Raw genomic sequence first — 15,138 nt, 5'->3', positions numbered from 1 at the left:
CGGGCATATGCCAACGACAATGGGTCACTGGCACACGCCCGACGGCACATCACGGGGGGCACGGTCTGTGGGGGACGTGATGGACTTCGGCGCGCAGGGCACGCACGCCCCGGCCGACCTCGCCTGGCTGCGCGGCGTGGACGCCTACACCATGGGGGCGTACCCGCAGGCGGAGGAGGAGTTCCGGACGGCGGTACGGCTCGATCCCGGGATGGCGGACGGCTGGCTCGGTCTGCACGCCCTGCGCATCGACACGACGACGGCGCTCTTACGCATGTACCGCCACCGCGAACGGTTCGGCGAGCAGCGTGCCAGGCTCCGCAGGACGCTCAACTCCTGGTACTGGCTCGGCTGGTGGGTGCAGCCGGTGCTGGAGAGCCCGCGGGACCTGCTGCTGGCGCATGCCTCGCACTGGCTTGACGGGCGCCATGTCCCGGAACTGGACCGGGCGTTGGCGGGGCTGCCGCCCGTGGACACCGACCAGCAGGTGCGGTTCCTGCACGGGTGCCGCGCGTATCTGGTCAAGGACTGGGAGCAGTTGGTCCGGCACACGGACCCCCTCGTGGACGATCCGCTGCTGGGCATCGAGTCGGGCCTCTTCGGCGGGATGGCCCGGGTACGGCTGGAGGAGTTCGGGCAGGCGGAGCCGCTGCTCGCCGCCTCCTTGATGCGCTGCCGCAGCGAGCAGCCGCAGCGCAAGGAGCTGCGTTACTGGCTGGCGCGCGCGCACGAGGGCACCGGGCGTTCCGCGGCGGCGCTCCCCCTGTACCGGGCGGTGCACCGGGTGGATCCGGCCTTCATGGACACGGCGGCCCGGCTGGCGGCGATCTCCGAGGGCGACGGTCTCGACGGGTACGACGAGTCGGCGGCCGGCCTCGCGACGGTGTCGATGGCCGGGATCGGACAGGACGCCGCGGAGTTCCAGGGTGAGTTCGACCCCGTGGAGGGCGCCGGGGAGCTGCGGATGGGCGGCGACGGCCAGCTGCCGTTCGGCGGCGCGGTACCGCCGGGCCCGCCCGCGGGCGTACGGGAGAAGGCGGGGCCGCCGCCGGCCGGGCTGCCGCCGTTCCCCGCCGGGCCCTCCGACCCCGCGCTGCTGGAGCAGGCGCTCGGCGAGCTGGACCGGATGGTCGGCATGGAGCCGGTCAAGCGCCAGGTGCGCGCGCTGTCCGCCCAGTTGAACATGGCCAGGCTGCGGGCCGGGCAGGGGCTGCCGGTCCAGCCTCCGAAGCGCCACTTCGTCTTCTCGGGGCCCTCGGGGACCGGGAAGACGACGGTGGCGCGAATCCTCGGCCGGGTGTTCTACGCCCTGGGCCTGCTGGGCGGGGATCACCTGGTGGAGGCCCAACGCGCCGACCTGGTGGGCGAGTTCCTGGGCCAGACCGCGGTGAAGGCGAACGAGCTGATCGACTCGGCGATGGGCGGGGTGCTCTTCGTCGACGAGGCGTACAGCCTGGCCAACTCCGGCTACAGCAAGGGCGACGCGTACGGCGACGAGGCGTTGCAGGTGCTGCTCAAGCGGGCCGAGGACAACCGGGACCACCTGGTGGTGATCCTGGCCGGGTACCCGGAGGGCATGGACCGGCTGCTGGCCACCAACCCGGGGCTGTCGTCCCGCTTCACCACCCGCGTGGACTTCCCGAGCTACCGCCCCGCGGAACTGACCAGCATCGGCGAGGTCCTGGCCGGGGACAACGCGGACGCGTGGGACGAGGAGTCGCTGGAGGAACTGCGGAGCATCAGCGGACACGTCGTCGAGCAGGGCTGGATCGACGAGCTGGGCAACGGGCGGTTCCTGCGCACGCTCTACGAAAAGAGCTGTGCCTACCGCGATCTGCGGCTGTCCGGGTACGCGTCGACGCCGACACGGGACGAGCTGGCGACGCTGCGGCTGCCGGATCTGATGCAGGCGTACGGGGAGGTGCTTTCGGGGCGGGGGCCGGTGGGGAGGGGGCAGACGGAGGGATGAGCGCACCCTTGCCCGTGCGCCCGCCCCTCCCCCTGCCCCGCGCCCTCGGCGGCCCGGCCTACCGCGCCAGTACCCCCGCCTCCGTCTCCGTCTCCGCCCCGGCCCTCGGCTGCGAGAGCACCTGCACGGGCACGGCGGGTACGCCGCCGGGCGCGCCCGGGGCGGCGGTCGTGCCGGGCTCCTTGCCCCGGTGCGCCGGGTCCCGTACCTCTCCCACCAGTGTCTCCAGTACGTCCTCCAGGGCGACGAGCCCCAGCACCCGCCCCGAGGCGTCCGCCACCTGCGCCAGGTGGGTCGCCGCGCGCCGCATCACCGACAGCGCCTCGTCCAGCGGGAGTTCCGACCTGAGCGTGGTCATCGGGCGCCACACCTGCTGCGGCACCGCCCGGTCCGCCTCGTCCAGGTCGAGGACGTCCTTGACGTGGACGTACCCCATGAAGGCGCCCGCAGGGCCCGTCGCGCAGACCGGGAAGCGGGAGTAGCCGGTGCGGACCGTCAGCTCCTCGATCCGGCGCGGGGTGACCGACGGATCGACGGTCACCAGGGCGGAGCGCCGCAGCAGGACGTCCGTGATCGGGCGGCTGCCCAGTTCCAGGGCGTCCTCCAGCCGCTCCTGCGCGCCGGGGTCCAGGAGTCCGGCCTGGCCCGAGTCCTCGACCAGCCGGTTGAGCTGTTCGCTGGTGAAGACGGACTCGACCTCTTCCCTGGGTTCCACCCGGAACAGCTTCAGGACCATCCGGGCGCACCAGCCGAGCGCCGCCGTGACCGGCCGGCAGAGCCGGGCGAAGCCGACCAGGCCGGGGCTGAACCACAGTGCGGTCTTCTCGGGGGCCGCCATCGCCAGGTTCTTCGGCACCATCTCGCCGATCACGAGGTGGAGCGAGACGACGACCGCGAGCGCGATCGCATAACCGAGCGGATGAATCAGCCCTTCGGGCACGTGCGCCGCGTGGAAGAGAGGCTCCAGGAGCCGCGCGACGGTGGGTTCGGCGACGGCGCCCAGCGTCAACGAGCAGACGGTGATGCCGAACTGGGCCGCCGCCATCATCTGCGGCAGGTGCTCAAGGCCGTACATCACCTGTTTGGCGCGGGCGGAGCCCGCCGCCGCGAGGGGTTCCATCTGGCTGCGCCGCACGGAGACGAGGGCGAACTCGGCGCCGACGAAGAAGCCGTTGGCCAGCACCAGGAACAGTGCCAGCAGGAGTTGGAGGGCGCTCATCGGGCGGCCTCCGTGAGCTGTTCGGCCCGGTGGGCGAGGGGAAGCGCGGTCGTACGCACCAGGCGTACCCGCTCGGCCCGGTAGCGGTCGACCCGGCGGACCGAGAGGGTCCAGCCGGGCAGTTCGGCCCGGTCGCCGGGGGCGGGGATGCGTCCCAGCAGGTCGGCCACCAGGCCCGCCACCGTCTCGTAGGGACCGTCGGGCACGTCCAGGCCTATCCGGCGCAGGGTGAGCACCCGGCAGCTGCCGTCGGCCTCCCAGGACGGGCTGCCGTCGTCGGCGGGGGCGACCGCGGCCAGCTCGGGCCGGTCGGCGCCCTCGGCGTCGTGCTCGTCGCGGACCTCGCCGACGAGTTCCTCGACGATGTCCTCCAGGGTGACGACGCCCGCGGTGCCGCCGTACTCGTCGACGACGACCGCTATCGGCTGCTCGCTGCGCAGCCGCTCCAGGAGCCGCTGCACGGGCAGGGTCTCCGGTACGAGGAGCGGCGGTACCGCGATCCGGCCGACCGGGACACGCATCCGCTCGTGCGCAGCCACCCCGAGCGCGTCCTTGAGGTGCACCATGCCGACGATCTCGTCGATGCGCTCCCGGTAGACGGGGAAGCGTGAGAGTCCGGTGGCCCGGGTGAGGTTGAGTACGTCGGCGGCGGTCGCGGACGACTGGAGCGAGCTGACCTTCACGCGCGGTGTCATCACGTGCTGCGCGGTGAGGTGGCCCAGGGACAGGGTCCGTACGAACAGGTCGGCGGTGTCCTGCTCCAGCGTGCCGGCCTGCGCCGAGTGCCGGGCCAGGGAGACGAGTTCGCCGGGCGTGCGGGCGGATGCCAGCTCGTCCGTCGGTTCGACCCCCAGGGACCGTACGAGACGGTTGGCGACGGTGTTCAGCAGGGAGATCACCGGCCGGAACACGGTCGAGAAGCGGTGCTGCGGGCCGGCCACGAACCGGGCCACCTGGAGCGGCCTGGAGACCGCCCAGTTCTTGGGCACGAGCTCGCCGATCACCATCTGCACGGCGGAGGCCAGCAGCATGCCGACCACGACGCTGATGCCGGAGACGGCGCCCGCCGGGATGCCGGTGGCGGTCAGCGGCCCGTCGAGGAGCGCGGCGAGCGCGGGTTCGGCGAGCATGCCGACGACGAGGGAGGTGATCGTGATGCCGAGTTGGGTGCCGGAGAGCTGGAAGGACAGCTCGCGCAGGGACTTCACGACCGTACCGGCTCGTCTGTCGCCGGCTGCGGCGGCGCGTTCGGCTTCGGGCCGCTCCACCGTGACGAGGCCGAATTCGGCCGCCACGAAGAAGCCGTTGGCGAGGATCAGGAGGAACGCTGCGGCGAGCAGCAGTAGCGGGATGGTCATGCCGCCGCCTGGGCGGGAGAGGGGGCGGCGCAGGTACTACCGGACGATCCGTCCATTGCTGGAGGGAGTCACTCCTTGGGTCGAAGGTGCGACCCCGCCGGCCGCGTGGGCCGTTCGGGCGGGGTTGGGGCGCACTTGGCGCCCCACCCCAGAGTAAACAGGACTGCCCGCGCGACGGCAGGGGCTCCGCCGGTGAGTGTCCGTCCGCGGCGGGCGGAGGGCGGGAAGCCGGCTCCGGTCAGCCGCTGTGCGTGCCGCGCGCCTCGACGAGGGCGCGCAGCGCGCGGGCGTCCCTGATGGCCTGCTCCTTGGCGATGCCGGGCTGGATGCCGAGGGCGGGCAGGCTGGTGCCGTCGCTGAGGTCCAGGAACACCCAGGCGTCGCCGGGGCGCAGGTTGACCTGCAGGATCTCCGCCCACTCCAGGTGCCGCTTCGTGGTGAGGTTCACGACGGTGACACCTGACTCGTCCGCGACGACCTTGGGCCGGCTGAGCAGCACCAGGACGGCGAAGAGCAGTGCTCCGGTGAGGATGAAGCTCAGCCGCTCCCCCGGGCTGAGCATCTCCAGCATCAGTCCGATCGCCGAGACCACGGCGAACAGCGCCACCCCCACGCTCAGCAGGACGGCCCGGGTGCGGTTCGGCCGGAAGGTGACCGGAAGGGCGGGGAGAGCGGGCTGCGGCACGGCGGACGGCATCCTTCTGCGTACGTGACGAAAACTGGCGGACCGGCGGCGAACCCGAAGGCCCGCTGGTTCAGAGCCGGCAGGCGTGGATGGCGGTGGTGAGGATGGCCCGCGCGCCGAGCGCGTACAGGTCGTCCATGATCCGCTGGGCCTCCTTGGCGGCGACCATGGAGCGGACGGCGACCCAGCCCTCGTGGTGGAGGGGGGAGATCGTCGGGGACTCCAGGCCGGGGGTGAGGGCCACGGCCTGCTCCAGGTGCTCGACCCGGCAGTCGTAGTCCATCATCACGTAGGACCTGGCCACCAGGACGCCCTGGAGGCGGCGCAGGAACTGCTGCACCTTGGCGTCCTCGGGGTCGGCGCCGGTGCGGCGGATGACGACGGCCTCGGACTTCATGATGGGCTCGCCGATGACTTCCAGGCCCGCGTTGCGCAGTGAGGTGCCCGTCTCGACGACGTCGGCGATGATCTGCGCGACACCCAGTTCGATGGCGGTCTCGACGGCGCCGTCCAGGTGGACGACGGAGGCGTCGATGCCCTGCTCGGCGAGGTGCCCCGCGACGATGCCCTCGTACGAGGTGGCGACCGTCATGCCGGAGAAGTCCTGCACGCCGGTCGCGGTGCCCGGACGGGTGGCGTAGCGGAAGGTGGAGCGGGCGAAGCCGAGCTGGAGGATCTCCTCGGCCTTCGCCCCGGAGTCGAGCAGCAGGTCACGGCCGGTGATGCCGATGTCGAGCTTGCCGGAGCTGACGTAGATCGCGATGTCCCGGGGGCGGAGGTAGAAGAACTCGACCTCGTTCTCCGGGTCGACCAGGACGAGCTCCTTGGACTCCTTGCGCTGCTGGTAGCCGGCCTCATGGAGCATCGCCGACGCAGGTCCGGAGAGGGAGCCCTTGTTCGGGATGGCGATGCGCAGCATGAGGTCAGCTTCCTTTGGTGCGAAGGGAATTGCGGAGGGAACTCGCGGAGGGGGAGAGTCGTGCTCAGAGGTGGGCGTAGACGTCGTCGAGGGAGATCCCGCGGGCGACCATCATCACCTGGACGTGGTACAGCAGCTGCGAGATCTCCTCGGCGGCTGCTTCCTTGCCCTCGTACTCGGCGGCCATCCAGACTTCGGCGGCCTCCTCGACGACCTTCTTGCCGATGGCATGCACGCCCTTTTCCACCAGTTCGGCGGTGCGGGAGGTGGTGGGGTCGCCTTCGGCGGCCTTCTGCTGGAGCTCGGTGAAGAGATCTTCGAAAGTCTTGTTGGCCATGATGGTCCTTAGGGTACGGGGTCCGCCTCCCGCACTCAGCGCCAGGGTTCGGCGACCGTGCGCAGCGTGGTCGCGGTTGCGACGGCGGCGGTGACGGCCTCGTGCCCCTTGTCCTCGACGGACCCGGCGAGTCCGGCCCTGTCCAGGGCCTGCTCCTCGGTGTCGCAGGTCAGCACGCCGAAGCCGATGGGTACGCCGGTGTCAACGGAGACCTGGGTGAGGCCGTTGGTGACGCCCTGGCACACGTACTCGAAGTGGGGGGTGCCGCCGCGGATGACGACTCCGAGGGCGACGATCGCGTCGTAGCCGCGGCCCGCGAGGACCTTGGCGACCACGGGAAGCTCGAAGCTGCCGGGGACCCTGAGCAGGGTGGGCTCGTCGATGCCCAGCTCGTGCAGGGCGCGCAGGGCGCCGTCGACGAGTCCGTCCATGATCTTCTCGTGCCACTGGGCCGCGATCACCGCCACCCGGAGGTCGTTGCAGTTCTTCACGCTCAGTTCGGGTGCGCCCTTGCCGCTCACGCTGGTTCTCTTCTCTGTGGATCGATGAGGTGTGGTTACTGGTTGCCGCAGGTGGGGGTGGCCGCGCCGTCCAGCCAGGGCAGGTCGTGGCCCATCCGGTCCCGCTTGGTGCGCAGGTACCGCAGGTTGTGCTCGCTCGCCTGTACGGGCATGACCTCGCGTCCGCTGACGGTGAGGCCGTGCCGTACCAGCGCGGTGATCTTGTCCGGGTTGTTCGTCATCAGCCGGACGCTGTGCACGCCGAGGTCGGTGAGCATCTGCGCGCCGGCGGCGTAGTCGCGGGCGTCGGCGGGCAGCCCCAGTTCGAGGTTGGCGTCCAGGGTGTCGACGCCGCGCTCCTGGAGTTCGTACGCGCGCAGCTTGGACAGCAGGCCGATGCCGCGCCCCTCGTGGCCGCGCAGGTAGACCACGACGCCGCGGCCCGCCTCGGTGACCTTGCGCATGGAGGCGTCGAGCTGGGGCCCGCAGTCACAGCGCAGCGAGTGGAAGATGTCGCCGGTGAGGCACTCGGAGTGCAGCCTGACCAGGACGTCCTCGCCGTCGCCGATGTCGCCGTGGACCAGGGCGACGTGCTCGACGCCGTCAGAGGCGCGGTAGCCGTAGGCGGTGAACTCGCCGAGGGAGGTCGGCAGGTGGACCGCCGCCTCACGCCGTACGGCGCTGTCGGCGGGCTGCACCGCTTCGGGGGCCTCGGTGGCGCGGCGGTGGGCGATCAGGTCCTCGATGGAGATGATCGTCAGGCCGTGCTTACGGGCGAAGGGGACGAGTTCGGGCAGGCGGAGCATCACGCCGTTCTCGTCGGCGATCTCCACGATGGCCCCGGCGGGACGCAGACCCGCGAGGCGGGCCAGGTCGACGGCGGCCTCGGTGTGACCGTTGCGGACCAGGACGCCGCCGGGGCGGGCGCGCAGCGGGAAGATGTGCCCGGGGCGTACGAAGTCGCCGGGGGTGCTGTCGCCCGATGCCAGCAGCCGCAGGGTGGCGGCGCGGTCGGCGGCGGAGATGCCGGTGGTCACGCCGTGCGCGCCGGAGGCGTCGACGGAGACGGTGAAGGCCGTCCGCATGGACTCCGTGTTGTGCTCGACCATCTGCGGCAGGGCGAGGCGTTCCAGCTCCGGGCCCTCCATGGGGGCGCAGATCAGTCCGCGGCACTCGCTCATCATGAAGGCGACGATCTCGGGGGTGATCAGTTCGGCGGCGACGATCAGGTCGCCCTCGTTCTCCCGGTCCTCGTCGTCGACGACGACGATCGGGCGGCCGGCCGCGATGTCGCGGATCGCCTGCTCGACGGGGTCGAGGGCGAGGCCCAGGTCGTCGTGGAGGTCGTCGCTCACCAGTGCCTCCCGGCTGTCGTACGGGGCGGGGGTCAGGGCGGTGGTCATACCGTGGCTCCTTCGAGGGCGGGCGCCGCGGCGGCGCGACGGGAGCGCAGCCACCAGTCCCGCATCCCCCACAGGACGAGGACGAGGTAGATGACGTAGACGAAACCGGAGAAGGCGAGCCCGCTGGTGAAGGCGAGCGGGACGCCGACGAGGTCGACGAGCAGCCAGGCGAACCAGAACTCGACCAGGCCCCGGGCCTGCGCCACCATCGCGGCGAGGGTGCCGACGAAGATGTACGCGTCGGCCCACGGGCTCCAGGACAGCGACGGGTAGAGGCTGAAGAGGCCGCCGACCGCGAGGGTGCCGAGCGCGGCGCCGCCGAGCAGCAGACCGCGCTCGCGCCAGGTGGCGAAGCGGACGGCGATCGTGCCGTCCTGTGCGTGCTGCCTGCCGCGCTGCCACTGCCGCCAGCCCCACAGGGCGACGCCGATGACCAGAAGCTGCTTACCGACCCCGCCGCTGAGCTGCACGGACGCGTACGCGGCGACGAGGATGACACCGGAGAGGAACTGGGCGGGCCAGGTCCATATCGAGCGCCGCCAGCCCAGCGCGAGGGCCAGCAGACCGATGGTGTTGCCGACCATGTCGGACCACAGGATGTGCTGGCCGAAGGCCGTGAAGGCCTCGGAGTTGAGCCAGTCGAAGGCACTCACTTCACGGACTCCTCAGAGGTGTGGTCGCGGGTGGTGAGCAGTCGCTCGACGTACTTGGCGAGGACGTCGACCTCCAGGTTGACCGGGTCGCCCGCCTTCTTGATGCCGAGCGTGGTCAGCGCGAGGGTGGTGGGGATGAGGCTGATGGTGAAGTGGTCGTCGCCCGCGTCGACGACGGTGAGGCTGACACCGTCGACGGTGATGGAGCCCTTCTCGACCACGTACCGCGCGAGCCCGTCCGGCAGGGCGACCTTGACGATCTCCCAGTGCTCGGAGGGCTTGCGGTCGACGATGGTGCCGGTGCCGTCGACGTGGCCCTGGACGAGGTGGCCGCCGAGCCGCCCGCCGAGCGCCGTCGGACGCTCCAGGTTGACCCGGGAGCCGACGGCGAGGGCGCCGAGGCTGGAGCGGTTGAGGGTCTCGGCCATGACGTCGGCGGTGAACTCGCCGTCGGCGGTGTCGACGACGGTCAGGCAGACCCCGTTGACGGCGATCGAGTCGCCGTGCTTGGCGCCCTCGGTGACCAGGGGGCCGCGCAGGCGGAAGCGGGAGGAGTCGCCGAGGTTCTCGACGGCGGTGATCTCACCCAGTTCTTCGACGATTCCGGTGAACACGCTGCTCAGCGCTCCTTCGGGAGGGCAGTGGTGGGGACGGCCTTGGTGGCGGGGACAGCGGTGATGCGCAGGTCGGGCCCGAGGCGGACCGTTTCGGTCACCTCAAGGCGCAACGCCTCGGCGAGAGTGCTGATTCCTGCGTCGGCGAGCACGGCGGGGCCGGCGCCGAGGAGTACGGGGGCGAGGTAGCCGACGACCTTGTCGACGGCGCCCGCGGCGACGAACGCACCCGCGAGGGTGGGCCCGCCTTCGAGGAGCACGGAGCGGACCCCGCGTGCGTACAGGGCGTCGAGCAGGGCGCTCACGTCCAGCCCGGTCGCGGCGCGCGGCAGCCGAAGGACCTCGGGGCCCGAGCCGCCGGCAGCGGGCGTCCGCAGCGCCTCGGTGGCGCTGTCCTTCGCGTCGTCGGCGACCGCGATCAGCGTCGGCGCCGCGTCGTCCAGGACCCGGGCGCCGGGGCGGACCGTGGCGTTCGTGTCGAGTACGACGCGCAGAGGCTGCACGGCGTCCTCGATGCCGCGGACGGCCAGGTGCGGGTCGTCCGCGCGCAGGGTTCCGGAGCCGACCACGACCGCGTCGGCCTCGGCGCGCAGCCGGTGCACGTCGGCGCGGGACGCGTCCGAGGTGATCCAGCGGCTGGTGCCGTCCGCGGCGGCGACGCGGCCGTCGAGGGTGGCCGCGTACTTCCACAGGACGTACGGGCGGTGCAGTCGTACGGAGGTGAGCCAGGCGGCGTTCCCCGCGGTGGCCTCGGCCTCAAGGAGGCCCTGCTCGACCTGGATCCCGGCGGCGCGCAAGGTGTCGGCGCCCCCGGTGGCCGTGGGGTTCGGGTCGGCGACGGCGTACAGGACGCGGGTGATGCCCGCGTCGATGAGGGCCTGGGCGCAGGGACCGGTGCGTCCGGTGTGGTTGCAGGGCTCCAGGGTGACGTAGGCGGTGCCGCCGCGGGCCCTGTCGCCCGCTTCCCGCAGGGCGTGGGCCTCGGCGTGCGGGCCGCCCGCCCGCCGGTGGTGGCCCTCGCCGGCAAGGGCGCCCGAGGCGTCGGTGATGACACATCCGACGACCGGATTGGGGCTGGTGGCGCCGAGTGCGCGAGCGGCGAGCCGTACGGCTCGGTGCATCGCTGTCTCATCGGCTGCGGCGGTTGCCACCGGGTCCTCCTGCCTCTGGGGGCACGGACTCCGGGGCCTGTCGATGACGACAGATGAACGGACTCGTCACGGGTACGTCAGCGGCCACGCCGGGCCGGGAAAGAGGGGCCTCCCCGGGTAGGGGGCGCCCGCCGACGGCGGCGTACCGAGAAAAGACCTGTGAGGGCCCGCCGCGCACTGCCTCCCATCCGGACTTTCACCGTCGGTCCAGGAATTACACCTGGTCAACCGACCACTGGAGGTGGCCGGGTCGCGGACTATAACCGCCGGTTCGGAATTACACCGACCCCGGAGTGCGCTGCTGCTGGTACCCGCTCAGTGTGCCACGACTGATCCGTGCGGGGCCATAGCGATCCTGTGCGGTCATTCACAGACAAGTGGGAGTCAAGTCCGGTGCGAGGAGCCGCGGCCCGCCGACGGGACGTGTGGGCGTGATCTGCGGGGCCGGCGCGTCGGAGCGACATGTGGGACGAGTCACATTCAAAGGTCCAGACCTATTGACGCGCTGGTCTAGTCCTCTTAACGTCTGCGTCACCTCCCTGGAGACAGCCCGCCGGGTGTGCGCACACCCCGGGCACGCAACACGGACCATCCCCCGTCCCTTCGTGTGACGCCGAGCCTCCCCAGGAGGACCTGACGTGCTGTCCCCCACCCGTCCCAGATCCGCGTCCGGCCGCAGTGCCGGATCCGCCCGCGCCACGCTGCTGGCGGCGGGCACCGCCACCGCCGCGCTCGCCGCCCTGCTCGCCGGCACCCTGTCCGCCGAGGCGGCGCCCGCCGCACCGGCCGCCGCAGCCGCTCCTGCCGCCGTCGGCAACGAGTCCTGTCGACCGGACGGGCTGTACGCGACGCCGGGCGTGGACGTGCCGTACTGCTCGGTCTACGACACCGAGGGCCGCGAGAAGATGGGCGCCGACCACCAGCGCCGCGTCATCGGCTACTTCACCGGGTGGCGCACCGGCAAGGACGGCCTGCCGTCCTACCTGGCGTCCGACATCCCCTGGGACAAGGTCACCCACCTCAACTACGCGTTCGGGCACATCGACGGCGCGAACAAGCTGTCCGTCGGCGCGGACGGCGAGAAGAACGCCGCCACCGGTATGACCTGGCCGGGCGTCGCAGGCGCCGAGATGGACCCCGCACTCCCCTACAAGGGCCACTTCAACCTGCTGAACAAGTTCAAGAAGCAGCACCCCGACGTCAAGACCCTGGTGTCGGTGGGCGGCTGGGCCGAGACCGGCGGTTACTTCGGCGAGGACGGCAAGCGCGTCGGCTCCGGCGGTTTCTACACGATGGCGACCAACGCCGACGGTTCGGTGAACCAGGCCGGCATCAACACCTTCGCCGACTCGGCCGTCTCGTTCATCAAGAAGTACGGCTTCAACGGCGTCGACATCGACTACGAGTACCCGACGTCGATGAAGGACGCGGGCCACCCGGCCGACTTCGGCATCTCCAACGCCCGGCGCGGCGGCCTGGTCAAGGGCTACGCGGCGCTGATGAAGACCCTGCGCGAGAAGCTCGACCGGGCCGGCGCCGCCGACGGCAGGCACTACCTGCTGACCGTCGCCGCCCCCTCGTCCGGCTACCTGCTGCGCGGCATGGAGACCTTCCAGGTCCAGAAGTACCTGGACTACGTCAACATCATGTCCTACGACCTGCACGGCGCCTGGAACGAGCACGTCGGCCCGAACGCGGCCCTCTTCGACAACGGCAAGGACGGCGAACTCGCCGGGGCCAACGTCTACGGCAGCGCGCAGTACGGCGGCATCGGCTACCTCAACACCGACTGGGCGTACCACTACTTCCGCGGCTCGATGCCCGCGGGACGCATCAACGTCGGCCTGCCGTACTACACCCGCGGTCACAAGAACGTGCAGGGCGGCACCGACGGACTGTGGGGCAAGGCGGCGGCCACCAGCTGCCCGGCCGGGTCGGGGCTCACCAAGTGCGGTGACGGCGCGGTCGGCATCGACAACCTGTGGCACGACAAGGACGACAACGGCAAGGAGTCCCCGGCGGGCTCCAACCCGATGTGGCACGCGAAGAACCTGGAGAAGGGGATCGTCGGCGACTACGTCACCAAGTACGGCTTCGCGGCCGGCACCACGCTGAGCGGCACCTACGCCCGCAAGTACGACTCCTCGCTGGTCGCGCCGTGGCTGTGGAACGCCGAGAAGAAGGTCTTCCTGTCCACGGAGGACGAGCAGTCGATCGGCGCCAAGGCCGACTACGTGGTGGACCGCGGCATCGGCGGCACGATGATCTGGGAACTGGCCGGCGACTACGGCTGGAACGCGGCCAAGGGCCAGTACGAGACCGGCTCCACGCTGACCTCGCTGATGTACGACAAGTTCAAGGCGGCCAAGCCGTACGGCGCCTCCGTCTCGAACAAGGCGCTGCCGAAGAAGGCCGTGAACATCGGCGTGGAGTTCGGGGAGTTCAAGCTCGGCGACTCCAACTACCCGATCACGCCGAAGCTGAAGATCACCAACAATACGAAGGCCACGCTGCCGGGCGGCACGGAGTTCCAGTTCGACTACTCGACCTCGGCCCCGGCCAACGCGTCCGACCAGTCGGGCTTCGGCACCAAGGTGATCAGCAGCGACCACACCGGAAGCAACGTCGGCGGACTGAAGGGCGACTTCCACCGGGCCTCGCTGAAGCTCCCGGCCTGGCAGACGCTGGCACCCGGCGCTTCCGTCGACCTGTCCTTCAACTACTACCTGCCCGTCTCCACCCCGTGGAACTGGACGGTGAACATCGGCGGCACCTCGTACGCGCTCGCCGGTGACCTGGCGCGCGGCACCGAGCCCGTGGAGCCGGGCACGGGCACCGGGCCCGGCCCCGACCCGACGCCCACCCCGACCCCGACCCCGACCCCGACCCCGGGCGCGTGCACCGCGCCCGGTTACGCCGCAGCCACCGCGTACAGCGGCGGCGCGACCGTGTCCCACAAGGGGCACCAGTGGAAGGCCAAGTGGTGGACGCAGGGCGCCGAGCCCGGCACCACCGGCGAATGGGGCGTCTGGCAGGACCTCGGTACCTGCTGACATTCCCCGCCCCACCTCTTCGCCCCGGCTGTCATGGCGCCGGGGCGAAGAGCTCTTCCTGGGCCGCCTCGCGGGCGATGAGCAGGGCGCCGCCCAGGACCGCGCCGCCGCCGAGCTCGCAGGCCCGCACCTCGGTGCGCAGCGGGGACAGTCCGGCGAGACGGGCCTCGACGCGGCCGGCCAGGGCCTTGCCGCCGGCGAGGCCCATCTCGCCGCCCAGGACGACGCAGCCGGGGTCGAGGACGGACACGACGGCGGCAACCCCCAGCGCGAGACGCTCCGCGAGCGCGTCGAGGAACGGCTCGGCCCGCTCGCCCGCCTCCAGGGCGCCGGTGATGACCGCAGGCGCGTCGGGGCCGCCGGCGAGACCGTGCGCGGTCGCCAGCGCACGGACCGCGGCTCCTCCCACCAGGGAGTGGAAACCACCGCCGCAGTCCGTGGCCGAGGGGAGCCCGGTGGTGCCCGGCACGGGCAGGAAGCCGATCTCCCCCGCACCGCCGGACGCCCCTCTGCGTACCTTTCCGTCCAGCACGAGCGCGGCGCCCACCCCGGTTCCCAGCCAGAGGAACGCGAAGGTGTCGTGGTCCCGCGCGGCGCCCAGGCGCTGTTCGGCGACGGCGGCGAGATTGGTCTCGTTCTCGACGAGGACGGCGGCGGGCAGCCGTTCCTGCAGTACGGCGACGAGCCTGCGGTGCCAGGCCGGCAGCCCGGAGGAGTCACGCAGCTCCCCGGTGGCCGGGTCGATCAGGCCGGGCGCGCCGATCCCGACGGTGTGCAGGACACCGGCCCCCGCGCCGCGGGCGGTGCGCTCCAGCAGGGCGACGGCGGCCTCGACCGCCTGGTCGGTGGACACCTCGTCCTCCATCGCCAGGGTCGCCTCGGCAAGGGTCCGGCCGAGCAGGTCGGCGACACCGACGGCGACGCTGTCGGTCCGTACGTCCAGGGCTGCCAGATAGGCGCGGCCGGCGACGATTCCGTACACGCGCGCGTTGGGACCGCGGCGCTCGGCGCCGCTCTCGCCGACGACCGCGATCAGCCCCTCCCCCTGGAGCCGTTCGACGAGGTCGGCGACGGAGGGGCGGGAGAGACCGGTGAGGGTCTTGAGCTGTCCCGCGGTCAACGGGCCCTCCTCCTGGAGCAGTTGCAGGGCGCGCCGGTCGTTGATGGCGCGGGCGGTGCTCGGAGAGGCGGGCATGGGCCAGATCCTTCCAGATCTATTTATCAGGCAGGCTTCCTGATAGTTTACGGCGCGAAACGGAGACCCGGGCCGTACCGGG

The 15,138-nt window shown here is 71.6% G+C and carries 13 protein-coding genes and 1 riboswitch; of the genes, 2 read left to right on the top strand and 11 right to left on the bottom strand.

Features of this window, described 5'->3' with window-relative positions; genetic code table 11:
• Positions 1-79 precede the first annotated feature (79 nt).
• Positions 80-1,969 (top strand): AAA family ATPase, encoded by a 1,890-nt coding sequence (locus tag ACIQM4_RS27390; RefSeq protein WP_401596893.1) that lies wholly within the window; start codon positions 80-82, stop codon positions 1,967-1,969.
• 58 nt (positions 1,970-2,027) lie between these two features.
• On the opposite strand, the gene ACIQM4_RS27385 is transcribed toward ACIQM4_RS27390, so the two are convergent.
• From ACIQM4_RS27385 to ribD, 10 genes are all read right to left on the bottom strand, one after another.
• Positions 2,028-3,188, bottom strand: coding sequence for a hemolysin family protein (locus ACIQM4_RS27385; protein ID WP_401596738.1), 1,161 nt, complete (start codon positions 3,186-3,188; stop codon positions 2,028-2,030).
• The gene (locus ACIQM4_RS27380) at positions 3,185-4,546 is read right to left on the bottom strand and encodes a hemolysin family protein (protein ID WP_401596735.1); all 1,362 of its coding nucleotides are present in this window, start codon (positions 4,544-4,546) and stop codon (positions 3,185-3,187) included. Before ACIQM4_RS27380 ends, ACIQM4_RS27385 begins: the two co-directional genes overlap by 4 nt.
• 238 nt (positions 4,547-4,784) lie before the next feature.
• Entirely contained in the window at positions 4,785-5,231 is a 447-nt protein-coding gene (locus ACIQM4_RS27375) for a PH domain-containing protein (RefSeq protein WP_401596733.1), read from the bottom strand.
• Positions 5,232-5,301: 70 nt separating this feature from the next.
• Complete coding sequence (gene hisG, locus ACIQM4_RS27370; protein ID WP_401596730.1) at positions 5,302-6,150, bottom strand: ATP phosphoribosyltransferase; 849 nt, start codon at positions 6,148-6,150, stop codon at positions 5,302-5,304.
• A gap of 64 nt (positions 6,151-6,214) precedes the next feature.
• Positions 6,215-6,487, bottom strand: a complete 273-nt coding sequence (locus ACIQM4_RS27365; protein WP_401596727.1) for a phosphoribosyl-ATP diphosphatase — start codon at positions 6,485-6,487, stop codon at positions 6,215-6,217.
• A 35-nt stretch (positions 6,488-6,522) separates the two neighbouring features.
• Positions 6,523-7,008: a 6,7-dimethyl-8-ribityllumazine synthase gene (ribH, locus tag ACIQM4_RS27360; protein ID WP_401596724.1), complete on the bottom strand. Its 486-nt coding sequence runs from the start codon at positions 7,006-7,008 to the stop codon at positions 6,523-6,525.
• 35 nt (positions 7,009-7,043) lie between these two features.
• Entirely contained in the window at positions 7,044-8,390 is a 1,347-nt protein-coding gene (locus ACIQM4_RS27355; RefSeq protein ID WP_401596721.1) for a bifunctional 3,4-dihydroxy-2-butanone-4-phosphate synthase/GTP cyclohydrolase II, read from the bottom strand.
• Complete coding sequence (locus ACIQM4_RS27350; protein WP_401596718.1) at positions 8,387-9,043, bottom strand: nicotinamide riboside transporter PnuC; 657 nt, start codon at positions 9,041-9,043, stop codon at positions 8,387-8,389. The genes ACIQM4_RS27355 and ACIQM4_RS27350 overlap by 4 nt, the downstream gene beginning before the upstream one ends.
• Complete coding sequence (locus tag ACIQM4_RS27345; protein ID WP_401596716.1) at positions 9,040-9,657, bottom strand: riboflavin synthase; 618 nt, start codon at positions 9,655-9,657, stop codon at positions 9,040-9,042. The genes ACIQM4_RS27350 and ACIQM4_RS27345 overlap by 4 nt, the downstream gene beginning before the upstream one ends.
• A 5-nt stretch (positions 9,658-9,662) precedes the next feature.
• Positions 9,663-10,778, bottom strand: coding sequence for a bifunctional diaminohydroxyphosphoribosylaminopyrimidine deaminase/5-amino-6-(5-phosphoribosylamino)uracil reductase RibD (ribD, locus tag ACIQM4_RS27340; RefSeq protein ID WP_401596890.1), 1,116 nt, complete (start codon positions 10,776-10,778; stop codon positions 9,663-9,665).
• 200 nt (positions 10,779-10,978) lie between these two features.
• Positions 10,979-11,109, bottom strand: a riboswitch (FMN riboswitch).
• Positions 11,110-11,446: 337 nt separating this feature from the next.
• Between ribD and ACIQM4_RS27335 the strand changes: the two genes are divergently transcribed.
• Positions 11,447-13,861, top strand: coding sequence for a chitinase C-terminal domain-containing protein (locus tag ACIQM4_RS27335; RefSeq protein ID WP_401596713.1), 2,415 nt, complete (start codon positions 11,447-11,449; stop codon positions 13,859-13,861).
• A gap of 31 nt (positions 13,862-13,892) precedes the next feature.
• On the opposite strand, the gene ACIQM4_RS27330 is transcribed toward ACIQM4_RS27335, so the two are convergent.
• Complete coding sequence (locus tag ACIQM4_RS27330) at positions 13,893-15,056, bottom strand: ROK family transcriptional regulator (protein ID WP_401596710.1); 1,164 nt, start codon at positions 15,054-15,056, stop codon at positions 13,893-13,895.
• Positions 15,057-15,138: the final 82 nt, after the last annotated feature.

Origin of the sequence: Streptomyces sp. NPDC091272 (assembly GCF_044757485.1) — a bacterium.
Classification (GTDB): Bacteria; Actinomycetota; Actinomycetes; order Streptomycetales; family Streptomycetaceae; genus Streptomyces.
The sequence above is the reverse complement of the archived record's forward strand: the minus strand, read 5'-3'. Positions and strand labels throughout refer to the sequence as shown.

Excerpts from the sequence above, each read along its gene's own strand:
- ACIQM4_RS27390 (WP_401596893.1), top strand. The coding sequence starts at position 80 with ATGGACTTCGGCGCGCAGGGCACGCACGCCCCGGCCGACCTCGCCTGG.
- ACIQM4_RS27385 (WP_401596738.1), bottom strand. The coding sequence starts at position 3,188 with ATGAGCGCCCTCCAACTCCTGCTGGCACTGTTCCTGGTGCTGGCCAAC.
- ACIQM4_RS27380 (WP_401596735.1), bottom strand. The coding sequence starts at position 4,546 with ATGACCATCCCGCTACTGCTGCTCGCCGCAGCGTTCCTCCTGATCCTC.
- hisG (WP_401596730.1), bottom strand. The coding sequence starts at position 6,150 with ATGCTGCGCATCGCCATCCCGAACAAGGGCTCCCTCTCCGGACCTGCG.
- ACIQM4_RS27365 (WP_401596727.1), bottom strand. The coding sequence starts at position 6,487 with ATGGCCAACAAGACTTTCGAAGATCTCTTCACCGAGCTCCAGCAGAAG.
- ACIQM4_RS27355 (WP_401596721.1), bottom strand. The coding sequence starts at position 8,390 with ATGACCACCGCCCTGACCCCCGCCCCGTACGACAGCCGGGAGGCACTG.
- ribD (WP_401596890.1), bottom strand. The coding sequence starts at position 10,778 with ATGCACCGAGCCGTACGGCTCGCCGCTCGCGCACTCGGCGCCACCAGC.
- ACIQM4_RS27330 (WP_401596710.1), bottom strand. The coding sequence starts at position 15,056 with ATGCCCGCCTCTCCGAGCACCGCCCGCGCCATCAACGACCGGCGCGCC.